This is a genomic window from Halorubrum rubrum (genome assembly GCF_024494685.1).
Taxonomy (GTDB): domain Archaea; phylum Halobacteriota; class Halobacteria; order Halobacteriales; family Haloferacaceae; genus Halorubrum; species Halorubrum rubrum.
The window spans coordinates 23,085-39,580 of the sequence record NZ_JANHDM010000001.1; the positions used below are offsets into that span (position 1 = coordinate 23,085).

Annotated in this window: 14 protein-coding genes; 10 read left to right on the forward strand and 4 right to left on the reverse strand. The window is 72.4% G+C overall.

All coding sequences use genetic code 11. The features are described from left to right. Position 1: 1 nt before the first annotated feature. On the reverse strand, positions 2-1,039 hold the full coding sequence (locus NO889_RS00120) for a 50S ribosomal protein L10 (protein WP_256410231.1): 1,038 nt from the start codon (positions 1,037-1,039) through the stop codon (positions 2-4). Next, a complete protein-coding gene (locus NO889_RS00125; RefSeq protein ID WP_256410232.1) occupies positions 1,036-1,674 on the reverse strand; it encodes a 50S ribosomal protein L1 in 639 nt (212 codons plus the stop codon). The genes NO889_RS00120 and NO889_RS00125 overlap by 4 nt, the downstream gene beginning before the upstream one ends. A 290-nt stretch (positions 1,675-1,964) precedes the next feature. Here NO889_RS00125 and NO889_RS00130 point away from each other — a divergent pair, with 290 nt between their 5' ends. Further along, positions 1,965-3,509, forward strand: coding sequence for an acyl-CoA carboxylase subunit beta (locus NO889_RS00130; protein WP_256410233.1), 1,545 nt, complete (start codon positions 1,965-1,967; stop codon positions 3,507-3,509). A 1-nt stretch (position 3,510) separates the two neighbouring features. Further along, positions 3,511-3,864: a DUF8022 family protein gene (locus NO889_RS00135; protein ID WP_256410234.1), complete on the forward strand. Its 354-nt coding sequence runs from the start codon at positions 3,511-3,513 to the stop codon at positions 3,862-3,864. 48 nt (positions 3,865-3,912) lie between these two features. Here NO889_RS00135 and NO889_RS00140 read toward each other — a convergent pair whose 3' ends face one another. Beyond that, positions 3,913-4,137 carry a DUF7987 family protein gene (locus tag NO889_RS00140; protein ID WP_256410235.1) on the reverse strand — a complete coding sequence of 75 codons (225 nt, stop codon included), beginning with the start codon at positions 4,135-4,137 and terminating at the stop codon, positions 3,913-3,915. An 82-nt stretch (positions 4,138-4,219) separates the two neighbouring features. Between NO889_RS00140 and NO889_RS00145 the strand changes: the two genes are divergently transcribed. Further along, positions 4,220-6,136, forward strand: coding sequence for an ATP-binding protein (locus NO889_RS00145; RefSeq protein ID WP_256410236.1), 1,917 nt, complete (start codon positions 4,220-4,222; stop codon positions 6,134-6,136). A gap of 1 nt (position 6,137) precedes the next feature. Here NO889_RS00145 and NO889_RS00150 read toward each other — a convergent pair whose 3' ends face one another. Next, complete coding sequence (locus NO889_RS00150; RefSeq protein ID WP_256410237.1) at positions 6,138-6,515, reverse strand: hypothetical protein; 378 nt, start codon at positions 6,513-6,515, stop codon at positions 6,138-6,140. Between the two features lie 116 nt (positions 6,516-6,631). Between NO889_RS00150 and NO889_RS00155 the strand changes: the two genes are divergently transcribed. The 7 genes from NO889_RS00155 to NO889_RS00185 all read left to right on the forward strand — a co-directional run bounded on the left by NO889_RS00155 (position 6,632) and on the right by NO889_RS00185 (position 16,422). Next, complete coding sequence (locus NO889_RS00155) at positions 6,632-7,693, forward strand: MBL fold metallo-hydrolase (protein ID WP_256410238.1); 1,062 nt, start codon at positions 6,632-6,634, stop codon at positions 7,691-7,693. Between the two features lie 702 nt (positions 7,694-8,395). Continuing rightward, entirely contained in the window at positions 8,396-9,343 is a 948-nt protein-coding gene (locus NO889_RS00160) for a DUF4129 domain-containing protein (RefSeq protein ID WP_256410239.1), read from the forward strand. Next, the gene (locus tag NO889_RS00165) at positions 9,343-9,960 is read left to right on the forward strand and encodes a DUF7269 family protein (protein ID WP_256410240.1); all 618 of its coding nucleotides are present in this window, start codon (positions 9,343-9,345) and stop codon (positions 9,958-9,960) included. Before NO889_RS00160 ends, NO889_RS00165 begins: the two co-directional genes overlap by 1 nt. After that, positions 9,957-11,405: a DUF58 domain-containing protein gene (locus tag NO889_RS00170; protein ID WP_256410241.1), complete on the forward strand. Its 1,449-nt coding sequence runs from the start codon at positions 9,957-9,959 to the stop codon at positions 11,403-11,405. Before NO889_RS00165 ends, NO889_RS00170 begins: the two co-directional genes overlap by 4 nt. After that, the gene (locus tag NO889_RS00175) at positions 11,393-11,983 is read left to right on the forward strand and encodes a DUF7519 family protein (protein WP_379787241.1); all 591 of its coding nucleotides are present in this window, start codon (positions 11,393-11,395) and stop codon (positions 11,981-11,983) included. The genes NO889_RS00170 and NO889_RS00175 overlap by 13 nt, the downstream gene beginning before the upstream one ends. A 110-nt stretch (positions 11,984-12,093) precedes the next feature. Further along, on the forward strand, positions 12,094-13,059 hold the full coding sequence (gene kdgK1, locus NO889_RS00180; RefSeq protein ID WP_321169275.1) for a bifunctional 2-dehydro-3-deoxygluconokinase/2-dehydro-3-deoxygalactonokinase: 966 nt from the start codon (positions 12,094-12,096) through the stop codon (positions 13,057-13,059). 129 nt (positions 13,060-13,188) lie between these two features. Continuing rightward, entirely contained in the window at positions 13,189-16,422 is a 3,234-nt protein-coding gene (locus NO889_RS00185) for a PAS domain-containing protein (protein WP_256410244.1), read from the forward strand. Positions 16,423-16,496: the final 74 nt, after the last annotated feature.

Consider the following 16,496-nt stretch of genomic DNA (forward strand, 5'->3'; position numbering starts at 1 on the left):
GTTATCCGAACATCGCGCCGAGTCCCTCGCCGCCGTCGTCGCCGTCGTCATCGGCGTCGTCGTCGGTGGACTCCTCGGCGTCTTCCGTCTCTTCGTCCGCCTGTTCCTCCTCCTCGTCGGCGTCGTCCGTCTCGGGATCCGGGGTGGCTTCGACGCCCTGGAGCTCCTCGGGGAGCGCCTCCTCGTCGTCGATCTGTGCCGCGAGCGCGCGGAGCTGGGCGTCGGCCTTCCCGATCAGGTCGGGCACGACGTCCGGGCTCTCGATCTCCGCGAACAGCCCGACCGACTTCGCCTCGCCGGACGCCTTCGCGAGAAGGGTTCCGGCGGTGGCGGCCGTCGGGTAGGCGGCGTTGACGGAGAGGTTGCGCGCGGCGGCCGCGGCGGACTGGACGTCCGCGCGGTACTCGTCGACGTCGATGGCGAGCTCGTCCGGCTCGAAGAGGACGCCCTCGGAGTAGACGCCCTTCAGGTCGAGTCCGACCTCCTTCGGCTCGATGCCGAGCTCGGTCAGGACGTTCGCGAGGTCGTCGTCGACGACCTCGCCCTCCTCGAGGACCTTCGAGTCCTCGGTGACCTTGATCGATCCGTCCATGATGCGCGCCGCCGCGCCCACGGTCTGGAGCTCGCCGACGAACGGTCCCGGATCGACGCCGGTGTCACCCTCGGGGATGACGACGTCGTTCGGGGCGACCTCGCCCGCGTTGATCGGGGCCGGCGTCTTCGACGCCTCGAGCTGCTTGTAGAGTCCGAAGGGGTTGTCGTTGGTTCCGATGAGCGCGACCTGACCCGAGACGTATCCGGTCAGCTCCTCGACGCCCTCGTCGACCTCCTCCAGCGCGCGGACGGTGAGCGTGTTGCGGCTCATCCGGACGTCCGCCGAACCGTGAAGCTCGCGACGCATGGCTTGGAGCTGGCGGCTCGGGATGCCGGCGACGCCGACGATCCCGACGGAGTTGAACGAGTCGATGAACTCGACGAGTTCGTCGACCTCCTCGCGTTTCCACTGCGGGATCGTCTCGGTCTTGCGGGCGGAGCTCATACGGGCACCTCCTTGGCGGGACCCATCGTGGTCTTCACGTAGATCCCGTCGATGTTGAGCGGGCCCTTCTCGAGGTCGGCCTCGAGACGACGGATGATGACGTCGATGTTGCCCGAGATGTCCTCGGCGTCCATGTCCTCCGCGCCGACGCGCGTGTGGAAGGTGCGCCGATCACGCGATCGGAGCTGCACCGTGTTCTTCATCCGGTTTACTGTCTCGACGATGTCGTCGTCCGGCTGTAGGGGAGTCGGCATCTTGCCGCGCGGACCGAGGACGGTACCGAGGTACCGACCGATGTCCTGCATCAGGTTGGCCTCCGCGACGAAGAAGTCGGTCTCGTCGGCCAGGTCCTTCGCGCGGTCGTCGTCGTCTCCGAGGTCGGCGAGGTCCTCGCCGTCGAGGACCTCGTCGGCGACTTCGGCGGCGCGGACGGCGGTTTCGCCCTCCGCGAAGACGACGATGCGTGTCTCCTGTCCAGTTCCAGCCGGCAGCACGACGGACTCGTCGACGCGATTCGACGGATCGTTGAGGTCGAGGTCTCGCAGGTTGATGGCGAGGTCCACCGTCTCGCGGAAGTTCCGCTCGGGGGCCTCATCGAGTGCGAGGGTCACGGCCTCTTGTATTGTGTCTGCCATTTTCACCTCCGTAGTACGCAGGTCGCTCCTACGGGTCAGTGAAACAGGCGAAGCCTGTCTCATCGGAGAGTGGCCCATCGGACGCTTAAAACCGTCGAAGCACCCGCCCCCGTGTGAACCGGCGACAGGCCCCGTGACGGCCGGACGGCCGATCGCGTCCCGCGGCCGGGGGACCGCGTGCTCACGGGGTGTACGACGTGCGTCGAACCCGAATGTCGTCGCATAGGGGAACCCTTTTGACGGCGCTCGCCGACCCGTGATCCAATGACTCAGGGTGGTCCAGCGTGACGATGGACGACCGGATCGAGGACCTGCGGGAGCGCCGCGAACGGGCCGCGAAGGGCGGCGGCGACGATCGCATCGCCTCCCAACACGAGAAGGGAAAGATGACCGCCCGCGAGCGGATCGACTACTTCCTCGACGACGGCACGTTCCACGAGTTCGACCGCTTTCGCACCCACCGGAACCACACGTTCGGCATGGAGGAACAGCGGCTCCCCGGCGACGGCGTGGTGACGGGGTACGGCGAGGTGAACGGCCGGAAGACGTTCGTGTTCGCGCACGACTTCACCGTCTTCGGCGGCTCGCTCGGCGAGGTGTTCGCCGAGAAGGTGTGCAAGGTGATGGACAAGGCGATGGACGTGGGCGCGCCCGTGATCGGGCTCAACGACTCGGCGGGCGCGCGCATCCAGGAGGGGGTCGCCTCGCTCGGCGGCTTCGCGGAAATCTTCCGGCGCAACACGGAGGCGTCCGGCGTGGTCCCGCAGATCTCGGCGATCATGGGGCCGTGCGCCGGCGGCGCGGTGTACTCGCCGGCCATCACCGACTTCACCTTCATGGTGAAGGACACCTCCCACATGTTCATCACCGGCCCGGACGTCATCGAGACCGTCACCGGCGAGGAGGTGAGCTTCGAGGAGCTCGGCGGCGCGGTCACCCACACCGCCACCTCCGGCGTCGCCCACTTCGCCGAGGAGAGCGAGGAGGACGCTCTCGACGGGATCGCCCGGCTGCTCTCGTACCTCCCGCAGAACAACGTCGAGGACCCGCCGCGCGTCGAGCCGTGGGACGACCCCGAGCGCGCCGACGAGGAGCTAACCGAGGTCGTCCCCGACGCACCGCGGAAGCCCTACGACATACACGACGTGATAGACGGCGTCGTCGACGAGGGCTCCTTCTTCGAGGTCCAAGAGAACTTCGCGAAGAACGTCGTCGTCGGCTTCGCCCGCCTCGACGGGCGCTCGGTGGGGATCGTCGCTAACAACCCGCGGGTCAACGCCGGCACGCTCGACATCGAGTCGAGCCAGAAGGCCGCGCGGTTCGTCCGGTTCTGTGACGCGTTCAACGTCCCCATCCTCACCTTCGAGGACGTGCCTGGTTTCATGCCCGGTACCGACCAGGAGCACGGCGGGATCATCCGCCACGGCGCGAAGCTGTTGTACGCGTTCTCGGAGGCGACGGTTCCCCTTCTCACCGTGATCACCCGGAAGGCGTACGGCGGGGCCTACTGCGTGATGTCGTCGAAACACATCGGCGGCGACGTCAACTACGCCTGGCCGACCGCGGAGATCGCGGTGATGGGGCCGAAGGGGGCCGTGAACGTGCTCTACCGCGAGGAGCTGGAGGCGGCAGACGACACCGAGGCTCACAGACGGGAGCTCATCGACGAGTACCGCGAGGAGTTCGCGAACCCCTACACCGCGGCCGACCGCGGCTTCGTCGACGACGTGATCGAGCCGACCGAGACCCGCGCCCGTCTGATCGACGACCTGGAGATGCTGTCGGGGAAACGCGGCGAACAGCCCGACAAGAAACACGGCAACATCCCGATCTGAGATGGCGACGGACTCGCCCGCCGGAAAGGCCGGCTCGTCGTCCGGGGAGGCCGATTCGCCCGCCGGCGAGGCTGGCTCGTCGTCCGAGGATCCGCTCGCGGGACGCGACCTGTGGATCCCCGACGACGCCGACGACGAGGAGGCCGCGGCCATCGCGGTCGCGGTCGGGGCGCACCTCCGCGACCGAGCGGTCGCCGCGGACGCCGCCGCGACCGAGGACGACGAGTCGGGGTGGCGCGGCGACCGCTGGGGGTTCGCCGGCCGGCTGGAGTCGGTTCGGGGCCGCCGCGCCCGCGTCCCGGAGACCGCCCCCGCGGAGCCGTGGGCGGCGGCCGGCCGGCTCGACCGGTTCTGAACTCGGAGGAGGCGGCTCGGTCGACGCCGAACCGGTCGATTACCTCCCTCACTCCTCCGGGTCGACGGCGGGGTCGACCTCGACGTCTCCCGCGTCCTCGCCGCGGACCACCCCGACGACCCGGTTCACGACGACCGGCACGACGCCGGCGATGGCGACGAGGACGCCGACCCTGACGAGCACGGAGGCGTCGGTCAGGACCGAGAGCGCGAGGTAGACGGCCGCGCCGACGAGCACCGACGGCAACACGTAGGGGTTCCCTGCGGAGATCATATCCGACGATCCGGGCTCGATGCCCCTTAACCGTCCCGGACCGACAGAATGAGGTGCGCTTTCCGAGAACGGGTCGACAGGAATGTTCGACAAGGTACTGGTCGCGAACCGCGGCGAGATCGCCGTCCGCGTGATGCGCGCCTGCGAGGAACTGGGCGTCGAGACGGTCGCCGTCTACAGCGACGCGGACAGACACGCCGGCCACGTCCGCTACGCCGACGAGGCGTACAACGTCGGGCCGGCCCGCGCGGCCGACTCCTACCTCGACGGCGAGGCGGTCCTCGAGGCCGCGCGCGCCGCCGACGCCGACGCGGTCCACCCCGGCTACGGCTTCCTCGCGGAGAACGCCGACTTCGCGGCGCGCGTCGAGGCGGCGGAGGGGATCACCTGGATCGGCCCCGCGAGCGACGCGATGGAGCGGCTCGGCGAGAAGACCCACGCCCGGCGAGCGATGGCCGACGCGGGCGTGCCGATCGTGCCGGGGACGACGGAGCCAGTCACCGACGTCGAGGCCGTCCGCGAGTTCGGCGCGGAGCACGGCTACCCGATCGCGATCAAAGCCGAGGGGGGCGGCGGCGGCCGCGGGATGAAGATCGTCGAGGCGCCGGAGGAGGCCGAGGAGGCCCTCGAGTCCGCCAAACGCGAGGGGGAGGCGTACTTCTCGAACGACTCCGTCTACCTCGAGCGCTACCTCGAGACGCCCCGGCACGTCGAGGTCCAGGTCGTCGCGGACGCCGGCTCGAACGGGGAGGACGCCGGCGACGCGGACGGCGGGGACGGCGGCGACCCCGCCGACGGGAGCGACGTGGTCCACCTCGGCGAGCGCGACTGCTCGCTCCAGCGCCGTCACCAGAAGGTGATAGAGGAGGGGCCCTCGCCCGCCCTCTCCGACGAGCTGCGAGAGCGGATCGGCGAGGCGGCTCGCCGCGGGGTCGCCGCCGCCGACTACACGAACGCCGGGACCGTCGAGTTCCTCGTCGAGGAGGACCCCGACCGCGACCCGGACGAGCCGCTCGGCCCCGAGACGCCCTTCTACTTCCTCGAGGTCAACACCCGGATCCAGGTCGAACATACGGTTACTGAAGCGCTGACGGGGGTCGACATCGTCAAAGAGCAGCTCCGCGTCGCGAGCGGCGAGGGCCTGTCGATCACGCAGGCGGACGTGGAACTGGAGGGGCACGCGATCGAGTTCCGGATCAACGCCGAGAACGCCGCCGAGGGGTTCCAGCCAGCCAGCGAGGGCTCCCTGGACATCTACGACCCGCCGGGCGGGATCGGCGTCCGCGTCGACGACGCGCTCCGGCAGGGCGACGACCTCGTCACCGACTACGACTCGATGATCGCGAAGCTGATCGTGTGGGGACGGGACCGCGAGGAGTGCCTCGCCCGCTCGCGGCGCGCGCTCGCCGAGTACGAGCTGGAGGGAGTCGTCACGATCGTCCCGTTCCACCGGCTCATGCTCTCGGACGAGCGGTTCCTCGCTGGCACGCACACGACGAAGTACCTCGACGAGGAGGTCGATTCCGACCTGATCGCCGACGCGCAGGAGCGCTGGGGGACGGAGCCCTCGTCCGCGGGCGACGACGAGGACGAGGAGGTGACCGAACGCGAGTTCACCGTCGAGGTGAACGGTAAGCGCTTCCAGGTTGAGTTGGAGGAGCGCGGTGCCCCGCCGATCCCGACCTCCGCCGGCGGAGGATCCGCCGCGGGCGGCGGCCGCGGGCGACCCCCGCAGGCGACCGACGACGGGGGTGACGACTCCGGCGGCGTCGACGTCGCGGAGGGCGGCGAGGCGATCGAGGCGGAGATGCAGGGGACGATCCTCTCCGTGGCCGTCGCGGAGGGCGATGAGGTCGCCGCCGGCGACGTGGTCTGCGTCCTCGAGGCGATGAAGATGGAGAACGACGTGGTCGCCGAGCGCGGCGGAACCGTCGCGAGCGTCCACGTCGCGGAGGGCGACGGCGTCGACATGGGCGACGCGCTGGTCGTCCTCGAGTGAGTCACGGCCCGACGACCGCGACGCCGTAGATCGCCAGCGCGCCGAGAGCACCGACGGCGAGCGACTTGACGTTCAAGCGAACCGCACGTTTCCGGTCGGCCGCGAGCGCCTCCGGATCGTCGATCCGTTCCGTTCCCTCGCCCACGTCGAAGACGCCGACCCCGGCGAAGCCGACGCAGAACCGCTCGCGGTGTTGAAAGTACCCCATCGCCGCCCCGTACAGCGGGAATATCGTGGAGAGCAGCGTCCAGCGCGGCCAGTCGACGGCGAGGATCGCGGCGACGAGGGCGACCGCGGACAGAAGCGAGACGACGCCGAGCAGGAGCCGTCGCCGCCGCTGGGTCGGCCCGATGTTACAGACTCCGGGTTGATACTCCATACCGGAGCGTCGGCCGCCGCGAGCAAAAGGGCGTCGCGGTCCGGCGGGGGCGGTCGGGCGCGTCGGCTCGAGCGCGCGGTAGCAACCCTGAATAGGGGCCCCGCCGATCGACGGACGTGAAACGGATCCAGCTCGGGAACACCGTCTTCGAGGGCGAGAACGACGTCTACCTGATCGAGGCGGACCGGACGACCCTCGTCGACACCGCCGTCGCGGTCCCGGCGGTGCGCGCGGACCTGCGGGCGGGGCTCGCGGAACACGGCGTCGAGTTCGCCGACGTCGACGCGGTGGTGCTGACGCACTGGCACCCCGATCACGCCGGGCTGGCCGGCGAGATCCAGGATGCGGGCGGCGCGGCGGTGTACGTCCACGAGGCGGACGCGCCGCTCGTCGACGGGCGCGAGCGACCCTTCGCGAGGGACCCGGCGGCCCAGCGGGAGACGTTCGAGCGGTGGGGGATGCCGGCGGACGCCCGCGAGCGGCTAACCGCGTTCTTCGGGACGGAGGGGACCGACATCTACGGCCGCGACGCCGCGGTGACGCCGATCACGGACGGCGAGACGATCGACCTCGGCGGGGTCCTCCTGGAGACCGTCCACCTTCCCGGTCACACCGCGGGGCTCTGCGCGTTCGCGTTCGACCCGCGGACGGTTCCGGGACACGACCCCGTGCGAGGGGGAAGCGACGAAGAGGGCGACGACGCGAACCCGCCGGCGGAGGCGTTCACCGGCGACGCGCTGCTCCCGCGGTACACCCCGAACGTCGGCGGGGCGGACGTCCGCGTCGAGGAGCCGCTCGCCGCCTACGCCGACAGCCTCGTGCGGATCGTCGAGCGCGACTGGGACGCCGCGTATCCGGGCCACCGCGAGCGTATCGACGAACCGAGCCGGCGGGCCGCGGAGATCCTCGACCACCACCGCGACCGCACCCGGCGGGTGATCGGCGTCCTGGAGTCCGGCCCGGCCACCGCCTGGGAGGTGTCGGCGGCGCTGTTCGGCGACCTCGAGGATATCCACATCCTCCACGGGCCGGGCGAGGCGTTCGCGCACCTCGACCACCTGGAGCGCGCGGGCGTCCTCGAGCGCGACGGGACCGCCTACCGGCTCGTCGATCCGGACCCGAGCGTGGACGACCTGTTCCCGTCGGCGGCGCTCGACGCGGCGGATCGGCTTCAGTGAGTTCCTAGCTCTCGGATGCGTTTTCGTCCGAAACGACCGTCAGATCGAGCGTGCTAGTGGTACGGGTGTTTCGGGGGAGAACGAGGTGATGAGAACGGTGTCGTTGCTGGTGCGGAGAACGTCTCCAAAGCCCCAGTCGTGAGGGCTCACGGCTTCGCCGTTCGCCAGTCGAGGGCTCCCTTCGGTCGCCCTCGCACGACTCGCGCGGCTTGCTGTCGTTCGAGACGGCGAAGCCGTCTCGTGATGACGAGAGAGCTCCGCTCTCTCGAACCACGGTCCTCAGTCGTTCGCTCCGCTCACTCCTTTCGGTCCTTGCTGCGCCGTGCTTCGTCCTTCCGAGAGACTGCGTCTCTCGACTTCCCGCTCGCTACGCTCGCGGGAATCGCGACTGCCCATTTGAGTCCCGCCTAACCGCTCCGCAACCGCACCTCACGCCTCCCCAGCCTCGCGGTTCGCACTCTCCGAGTGCTCACCGCGTCCCTCGCGGGCTCCTCGCGGCCTCCGGCCGCTCGGAGGCGCGCCACCGCAATCGGTCGGCGCTTCGCCTGTATTGACCGGAACCGGGGCGGAACGTCTCACGTGTTGAGGAGTTCGACGGAGCGGACGGGGTGGTAACTCGTCGGGGCAGGCCGTCGATCGATCGGGCCGGGAGACCACCGTCGTCGCCGAAAGCTATTCCCGCGCGAGCGCGCATGTACCGTCGTGAAGCGGGAGACCCTCTCGACAGCCCTCCTCGCCCTCCTCGCGGTCGTGGCCCTCGGCGTCGCGGCCGCGACGCTCGACTCAGCGGTCGCCATCGACGGGGGCGGCGGGTTCAGCGGCGGCGTCGAGGGCGGTGCCGGCCCGACCGAGGACCCCGGCGAGATCAGCCCCTCGGAGTCGCCGGGCGGCGCGACGACGCTGGCGCTGCCGCCGATCTGTTACCCCTTCCTGCGGCGACCGCCGGCGCTGGTTCTCCTCGCGGGAGCCCTGCTCGCGATCGGGGCGTTCGCCTATCGCGACACCGGGTCGCGGTTCGCCGCGGCCGTCGTCGCGGGCACGGTCGGGTTCCCGGTCGGCGTGGTGTGGTACGGGCTCTCGAGCTGTCGCGACCCAGAGACGGCCGGCGAGCTCGACCTCGGGCTCGCGGGCGAGGAGGAGGGGCTGCTCCCGGCGGGCGGCGGCGGCGGTGCCGGGCTCGGAACCGGCTCCGGGACCGTCTCGACGCCCGAGGCGGTGTTCCTCGCCGTGGTCGTGCTCGCGATACTCGTCAGCCTCCTCGTGTTGGTCGCGGCCGCCGGCGACGACGAGGACGGGGGCGGGGGACGTGGGGAGCCCGACTCGAAGCCGGCGGACCCGGATCTCGCGGAGGTCGCGCGGACCGCGGGGGCGGCGGCCGCCCGGATCGAGGGCGACGCCGGCGACAACGGGGTGTACCGCGCGTGGCGCGAGATGACCGAGGCGCTCGAGGTCGACCGCCCCGCAAGCGCGACGCCGGCGGAGTTCGCGACCGCCGCGGTCGAGGCCGGCGTGGACGAGGAGCCCGTCTCGGAGCTCACCGAGGTCTTCGAGCGGGTGCGGTACGGCGGCGCGGACCCGACCGCCGACCGCGAGCGACGGGCCGCGGCCGCGCTCCGCCGGATCGAGGCCGAACACGGGGGTGAGGAGTAGTGCGTCCGCTCGCGACCGTCGGGATCGCGGCGGTCGCCGCCGGCTTCCTCGTCGCCGTCGACCGCGGGCTCGCGAGCGCGCTCGACCTCTCGTTCGTCGTCGTCACGCTGATCGGGGTCCTCGGCGTCGTCCAGGGCGTCCGGTACGCGAGCGCGCGGCGGGGTCGGGAGCGGCGGTCGACCGACCTCGGCGAGCCCGAGCGGCGGGAGCGTGCCGCGGTCCCCGGCAGCGACTTCGACGACGCCGTCACCCGCGCCGCCTCCGCCCGACGGCGGCGGGGACGAACCGCCCGCGACGACGTGCGGTCGCGGGTGCGGGCGGCGGCGGTCCGGGCGGTCGCGCGGCGGCGGAACTGCTCGCGCGAGCGGGCCGCGGAGCTCGTCGACGACGGGGCGTGGACCGACGACCGAACGGCCGTCGCCTTTCTGTCGCGGTCGACCGCGTATCCGATCCGCGACCAGGTTCGGGGAAGCCTGCCCGGCCGGTCGACGTTCCGGATCGGGGCGACCGCCGCCGTCGACGCCCTCGATCGGACGTCGACCGGGCTCGACGATCCACGAACGGATCTCGCCAGCGACGAGTTCGGATCCGGCCACGAACCGGGGGGGAGCCGATGACGGCCGCCGAACGGGAGCGAGTCGACCCGGCGGCGACCGAGCCGGTCGACGGCGAACCGAACCCGGACGACGATGAGGGGACGACGGGCGACGGGTCGACGGCGGCCGACGATCGCTCGAGCCGCGAGGCGGACCGCGACGACGCCCGCCCGACGGAGCGCCGGGCGCTTCGCGCGTTCGACACGGGTCGATGGGTGGGGGTCACCGGGGTCGCGCTGGTCCTGGTCGGGCTCGGCGTCGCGCTCAGACAGCCGGGGATGGTCGTGGTCGGGGCGGCGGCGGTCGGGTACGGACTGTACGCGCGCCTCGGCGAGGCGGGCGAGGCGGAACTCGCGCTCGACCGCGAGGTGAGCGACCGGACGCCGGACCCGGGCGACGAGGTGACCGTCACGGTCCGCGCGCGGAACGTCGGCGACGCGCCGTGTCTCGACCTCCGGCTCGTCGACGGGGTGCCGCCCGGCCTCGAGGTCATCGACGGGCCAGCGCGGGTCGCCACCGCGCTCCGTCCGGGCGCGAGCGTGACGTTCTCGTACGTCGTCCGGGCGAGCCGCGGGGACCACGAGTGGGGGACGACGCGGGCGGTGGTCCGGAACGCCGCCGGCTCCCGCGAGCGGCTGACGGAGCTCGAGGCGCCGACCCGGCTGACGTGTACGCCGGAGCTGGCCGCGGGGGCCGACCTCCCGCTTCGGGGGTTGACGACGGTCTCGCACGGTCGCGTGCCGACCGACGTGGGGGGTTCCGGCGTCGAGTTCCACGCCACCCGCGAGTACCGCCGGGGCGACCCCCTCAAGCGGATCGACTGGAACCGGCGGGCGCGGACGGGCGAGCTGGCGACGCTGGAGCTTCGCGAGGAGCGCGCCGCGACGGTCGTCCTGCTCGTCGACGCCCGCGAGCCGGCCTACGTCGCCGCGCGGCCGGACGCCGACACCGCGGTGGAGGCGAGCGTCGAGGCCGCCGGGGCCGTCTTCACCGCCCTGCTCGCCGGCGGCGACCGCGTCGGGATCGCGACGATGGGACCGCGCGACTGCTGGCTGCCGCCGGGCGCGGGGACCGACCACGAGGTCCGGGGACGCGAGACGCTGGCGACGGACCCGGCGCTCGCGCCGACGCCCGCCGAGGACCGGTTCTACCGCACCCTGTGGCGTCGCCGGTTCCGCCGGCGGCTTCCGGGCGACGCCCAGGTCCTGTTCTTCACGCCGCTCGCCGACGACGTCCCCGTCGACACCGCCCGGCGACTGGACGCGTACGGCCACCTCGTCACGGTCCTCTCGCCGGACCCGACCGCCTCGCCGTCGGGGTCGCCGACGCCCGGCCGGACGCTGGCCGCGATCGAGCGGCGCGAGCGGCTCCGGACGCTCCGGAGCGCGGGGATCCGGGTCGTCGAGTGGGGCGATCGCTCGTTCCCGGCCGCGGTCGCGAGCGCGAGCGGACGGTGGTCGCGGTGAGCGCGAACCGCGATCGCGGACCGGATGCGGGCGGGAACCGCGGTTCGGATGCGGGCCGTGACGGCGGACCGGAAACGAGGGAGGGCCGCGAGCGCGACGCGCGTCCCCCGACCCTCGCGGTCGTGGTGAGCCTCGTCGCCGCGGCGGTCGCGACGCTCGCCGCGCTCGTCGCCGACCCGACGGGCGGGGCGGTCGTCGGGGTCTCAGTCGTCGCGTTCGCGGGCGGGGCGCTCCTCGGGTCCGCACGCGTCCTGTCGTGGGGGGCGGCCGCGGGGGTCGCCGGGATCGCGCTCGCAGCGGGGTTCGGCGGGGGCGCGGAGCCGCTCCTCGTCGCCGGCGTGGCGCTCGCGGTCGCGTGGGACGCCGCAGACCACGGCCTCTCGCTCGGTCGCCAGGTGGGTCGAGCGGCCCGGACCCGCCGGAACGTGGCCGTCCACGCCGGGACGAGCCTGCTCGCGGGGACGCTCTCGGCCGGCGTGGTCTACGGGACGTACGTGGCCGCGGCCGGCGGCCAGCCGATCGCCGCGCTCGCGCTGTTGTGTTTCGGCGGGGTCGTGTTGGCGTCGGCGTTCCGGTGAGAGCGGCGGAGACGCGCGTCGATCCGTCGACGGCGAGTCGTGATCGGCGTCGCTTTTGTACCCGGCGGTCGACGGAGAGGCATGGACACCGACGCGACCGCGCCGACGGGGTGGTCGGCGTGACGGACCTCGTGACGTTCGGCGAGACGATGCTCCGGCTCTCGCCGCCGCGGGGCGAGCGGCTGGAGCGCACTCGCGACCTCGACGTCCAGGCCGGCGGCGCGGAGAGCAACGTCGCGGTCGGCACGTCGCGACTCGGCGCGGACGCGGTCTGGTTCTCGAAGCTCCCCGACTCGCCGCTCGGCCGCCGGATCGTGAGCGAGCTCCGGAGCCACGGCGTCCGAACGGGCGTCGCGTGGGCCGACCCCGACGCCAGCCGCGTCGGCACCTACTACCTCGAACACGGCGGCGAGCCGCGGGGGACGAACGTGATCTACGACCGCGCGAACGCCGCGGTCACGACCGTCGAGCCGGCGGAGCTTCCCACGACCGCGCTCGAATCTGCCGCGTACTTCCACACGACGGGGATCACCCCGGCGCTCTCGGAGACGACGCGGGAGACGACGCGCGCGCTGTTGCGGGCGGCCGGCGAGGCGGACGTGACCCGGACGTTCGACCTGAACTACCGGGCGAAGCTGTGGGAGCCGGCGACCGCGCGCGAGACCTACGAGACGCTGTTCGCGGACGTCGACGTGCTGTTCGTTCCGCGGCGGGACGCCCGCGAGGTGCTCGACCGCGAGGGCGACGCGGTCGAGATCGCCCACGGCCTCGCCTCCGAACACGGCTTCGAGTCCGTGATCGTCACCCGCGGGACCGGCGGCGCGGTCGCGCTCCGGAACGGGTCGGTCCACGAGCAGGGCGTCTTCGAGGCGGAGACGTTCGACGCGATCGGCACCGGCGACGCGTTCGTCGCGGGCTACCTCGCCGAGCGTATCGACGGCGGCGACGTGCCCGCGGCCCTCGAGCGCGCGGCCGCGACCGCGGCGCTCAAACGCACCGTCGGCGGCGACATCGCGATCGTGACGCCCGAGGAGGTCGACCGCGTCCTCGAGGGGGAGGCCGGGATCGACCGATAGCGTCACCCGATCGTTCGGTCGTCCGGTCGTCCGATTCTCGCGTCCGCGAGCCACGGGAAAACCGTTAAGAGACGCTGCCGCGAGGGACGTACGTGATCGGATCGACACGTCGGCGAGCGGTTTCGAACGATGGGGGCTGAGCGTCTGATCCTCCACGTCGGCCCCCCGGCCGACGCGCCGTGGAGCGACCTACCCGAGGGGACGCGAACGGTTGGGGCGCTTCCGGAGACGCCCGTCAGCGGGGGCACGGACGCCGTCGTCGTTCGCCTCGACGGGAGCGACGGTGACGGGAGCGACGGGGCCGGTCCCGAGGACGGCGAGCCCGGAGCCGAACACGGCGAACCCGGTACCGGCGGGGCCGCCGCCCTCCTCGATCGGGTCCGCGACCGCTTCCCGGCCGTGCCCGTTCTCGCGTACACGGTCGAGGACGACGTCGACGCCGCGATCGCCGCGGGACGTCGGGAGGCCGAGTACGTCTCCGGTCGCCGGCTCGCGGCCGACGGCGAGACGCTCGCGGACCGGGTTGAGCACGCGGTCGGCGGGGCCGGGACCGACGAGTTCCTCGAGCGGTTCCTCCGGATCACGGCCGACCGGTCGGCGGACGTCGAAACGAAGGTGGACCGGCTCCTGAGCCTGGGCCGCGAGCGGCTCGACCTGGCGATCGGGTTCACCTCGCGGATCGACGGCGGCGAGTTCGAGCTGACCCGCCAGCTGGGTGCCGACGATCTGTTTCGGTCGGTCGTCGAGGCGGGCTCCGTGGACCCGGAGGGGACCCTCCCGCTCGAGACGACGTACTGTCGGCGGACGATCCGGGACGGCGGCGTCACCGCGTTCTCGGACGCCGCCGAGGCGGGCTGGGACGGCGACCCGGCTCACGAGCTGTTCGGACTCGAGACGTACATCGGCGGCCGGGTGGTCGTGAACGGCGAGGTGCTCGGAACCCTCTGTTTCGCCGACGAGGGGCCGCGGGACCGGCCGTTCGGCGACGACGAGCGGCTGTTCGTCGAGCTGCTGGCCGAGTGGCTCGGCCAGGAGTTCGAGCGGCAGCGGGCCCGCGAGGAGCGCGAGGCGGCGACCGAGCGCCTGGAGAACACCCTCGAGCGGATCGACGACGCCTTCTTCGCGATCGACGACGAGTGGCGGTTCACCTACGTCAACGAGAGGGCCGCGACGCTGCTCGAACGCGACGCCGACGACCTCGTCGGGAGCAACGTCTGGTCGGAGTTCCCGGACGCGCTCGGCCAGCGGTACGAGTCCGCCTACCGGGGGGCCATGGAGACGCAGCGGTCGGTCTCCTTCGAGGACCACTACGAGCCGCTCGACCTCTGGACGAAGGTCCGGGCGTACCCGTCCGAGGAGGGGCTCTCCGTCTTCTTCGCCGACGTGACCGACCGGAAGCGTCGGGAGAAGCGGCTCGAACTGCTGCTCGGGACGGCCGAGGGGCTCCAGCGCGCGTCGTCCGCGGGGGAGATCGCGGACCGCCTCGTCGAGGCCGCCGAGGACGTCCTCGGATACGGGATCAACGGCGTCAGGCTGTACGACGCCGCCGCCGACGCGCTCGAGGTGGTCGCGCTGAGCGACGGGGCCGAGGACAGGCTCGGGGTGCGGTCCTCGAGGGCTCCCGGCGACGGCGTCATCGGCGAGGCGTTCGAGACGGGCGAGCCCGTGATCGGTCGGGACGTCGCGTCGCGCGGCGACGGACGGGACTACGGCGGCGTGCGCTCCGTGATCGCCGTTCCGCTCGGAGAGCACGGCGTGTTCGCCGTCGGCACGACGGAGCCGGACGCGTTCGACGAGTCGGACGTCTCGATCGTCAAGCTGCTGGCGACGAACGCGGCGGCCGCCTTCGATCGGGTCGAGAGGCAACGGCGGCTGCGGACCTACGAGCTGGCGTTGGAGAACGTCGACGACATGGTGTGCGTGCTCGACGCGGACGGGACGCTCACGTACGCGACGCCGCCGTTCGCGGCGTGGCTGGGCGTCGACCGCGAGACGCTCGTCGGCCGGTCGCTCCCGGCGCACTTCGACGAGCCGGACGCCGCGGGGATCGAGGACGCGATCGGCTCCGTCGCGGGCGGAGACGCCGGCGAGGGGACGAGCCGGGACGGCGCGACGACGGTGGACGTGCGGATCGAGGACCGCGTCGCGGAGGGCGGGACGGGCGCTGGGGACGGTCGCGGGACCGACGGCGGGGCCGCGAACCCCCGCCGTGGCGAGCTCCGCCTCTCCGGACTGGGCGACGAGTCGGCGGGCGTCGTCGGGTCGCTCGTCGACACGACCGACCTCTATCGTGCCCGAAGCGAGCTCTCGCGGGAGCGCGACCGGTTCAACCGGCTGTTCGAGCGGCTTCCCGACCCGGCGATAGAGGTGGTCCACCGCGCGAACGACACGGTCATCCGGGCGATCAACCCCGCGTTCGCCTCGCGGTTCGGCCACGAGGAGTCGGCGATCCGGGGGCGGTCGGTGACCGAACTCGACCTCCGGTACGACACGCTCGACGACGAGGAGGAGACGGCGGCGGAGTCGCTCGACCGCCGCGTCCGCGAGGAAGGGTTCGTCACCGACGAGGTCCGCCGGCGGACCGTCGACGGCCCCCGCGAGTTCCTCTTTCGCGGGTTCACCTACGAGGCGTCCGACGGGACGCACGCGTTCGGCATCTACACGGACATCACCGAGCGGAAACACCGCGAGCGCTACCTCACCGTCGTCAACCGGATCCTCAGACACAACCTCCGGAACGAGCTGAACGTCGTCTTCGGGTTCGCGAGCGAGATCAGGCGGCTCACCGACGACGAGCGGGTGGTCGACTACGCCGAGCGGATCGAGGCGACCGCGAGGCGGCTCACCAGCCTGGGCGACGGCGCGCGGGAGATCAAACGCGTCGTCGACGACGGGCTCGAGGGCGAACCCGAGCGCGTCGCGGTCGCGCCGGTCGCCGAACGCGTCGCCGAGCGCTGGAGGGAGGAGCGTCCGGACGCTCGCATCGAGACGGACGTGCCGGCCTCGGTCGAGATCCGCGCCGACGACCGGTTCGAGCGGGTTCTCCACCACCTCGTCGAGAACGCGATCGTCCACGCGGACTCGGCGTCGCCGCGGGTGCGGATCGGGGCGGAACGCGATCCCGACGGCGGGGCGGCCACGGTGACCGTCGCCGACGACGGTCCCGGCATCTCCGAGGAGATCCGCGAGGTCGTCTCCGGCGGGGCGCCGGTGACCCAGCTCCGGCACAACTCCGGGCTCGGGCTGTGGATCGTCGCGTGGGTGGTCGAGACGTACGGCGGAAGCGTCCGGTTCGACGCCGGGATCGACGGCGAGGGAACGACGGTCCGGATCCGGCTCCCGACCGCCGACGGAGCCGAGTGAGGCGGCACCCGCGTCGACGAGCCGGCGGGCGGGTACCGTCCGCCCCCGCCGTTCCGACCGGTTTATACTCCCTC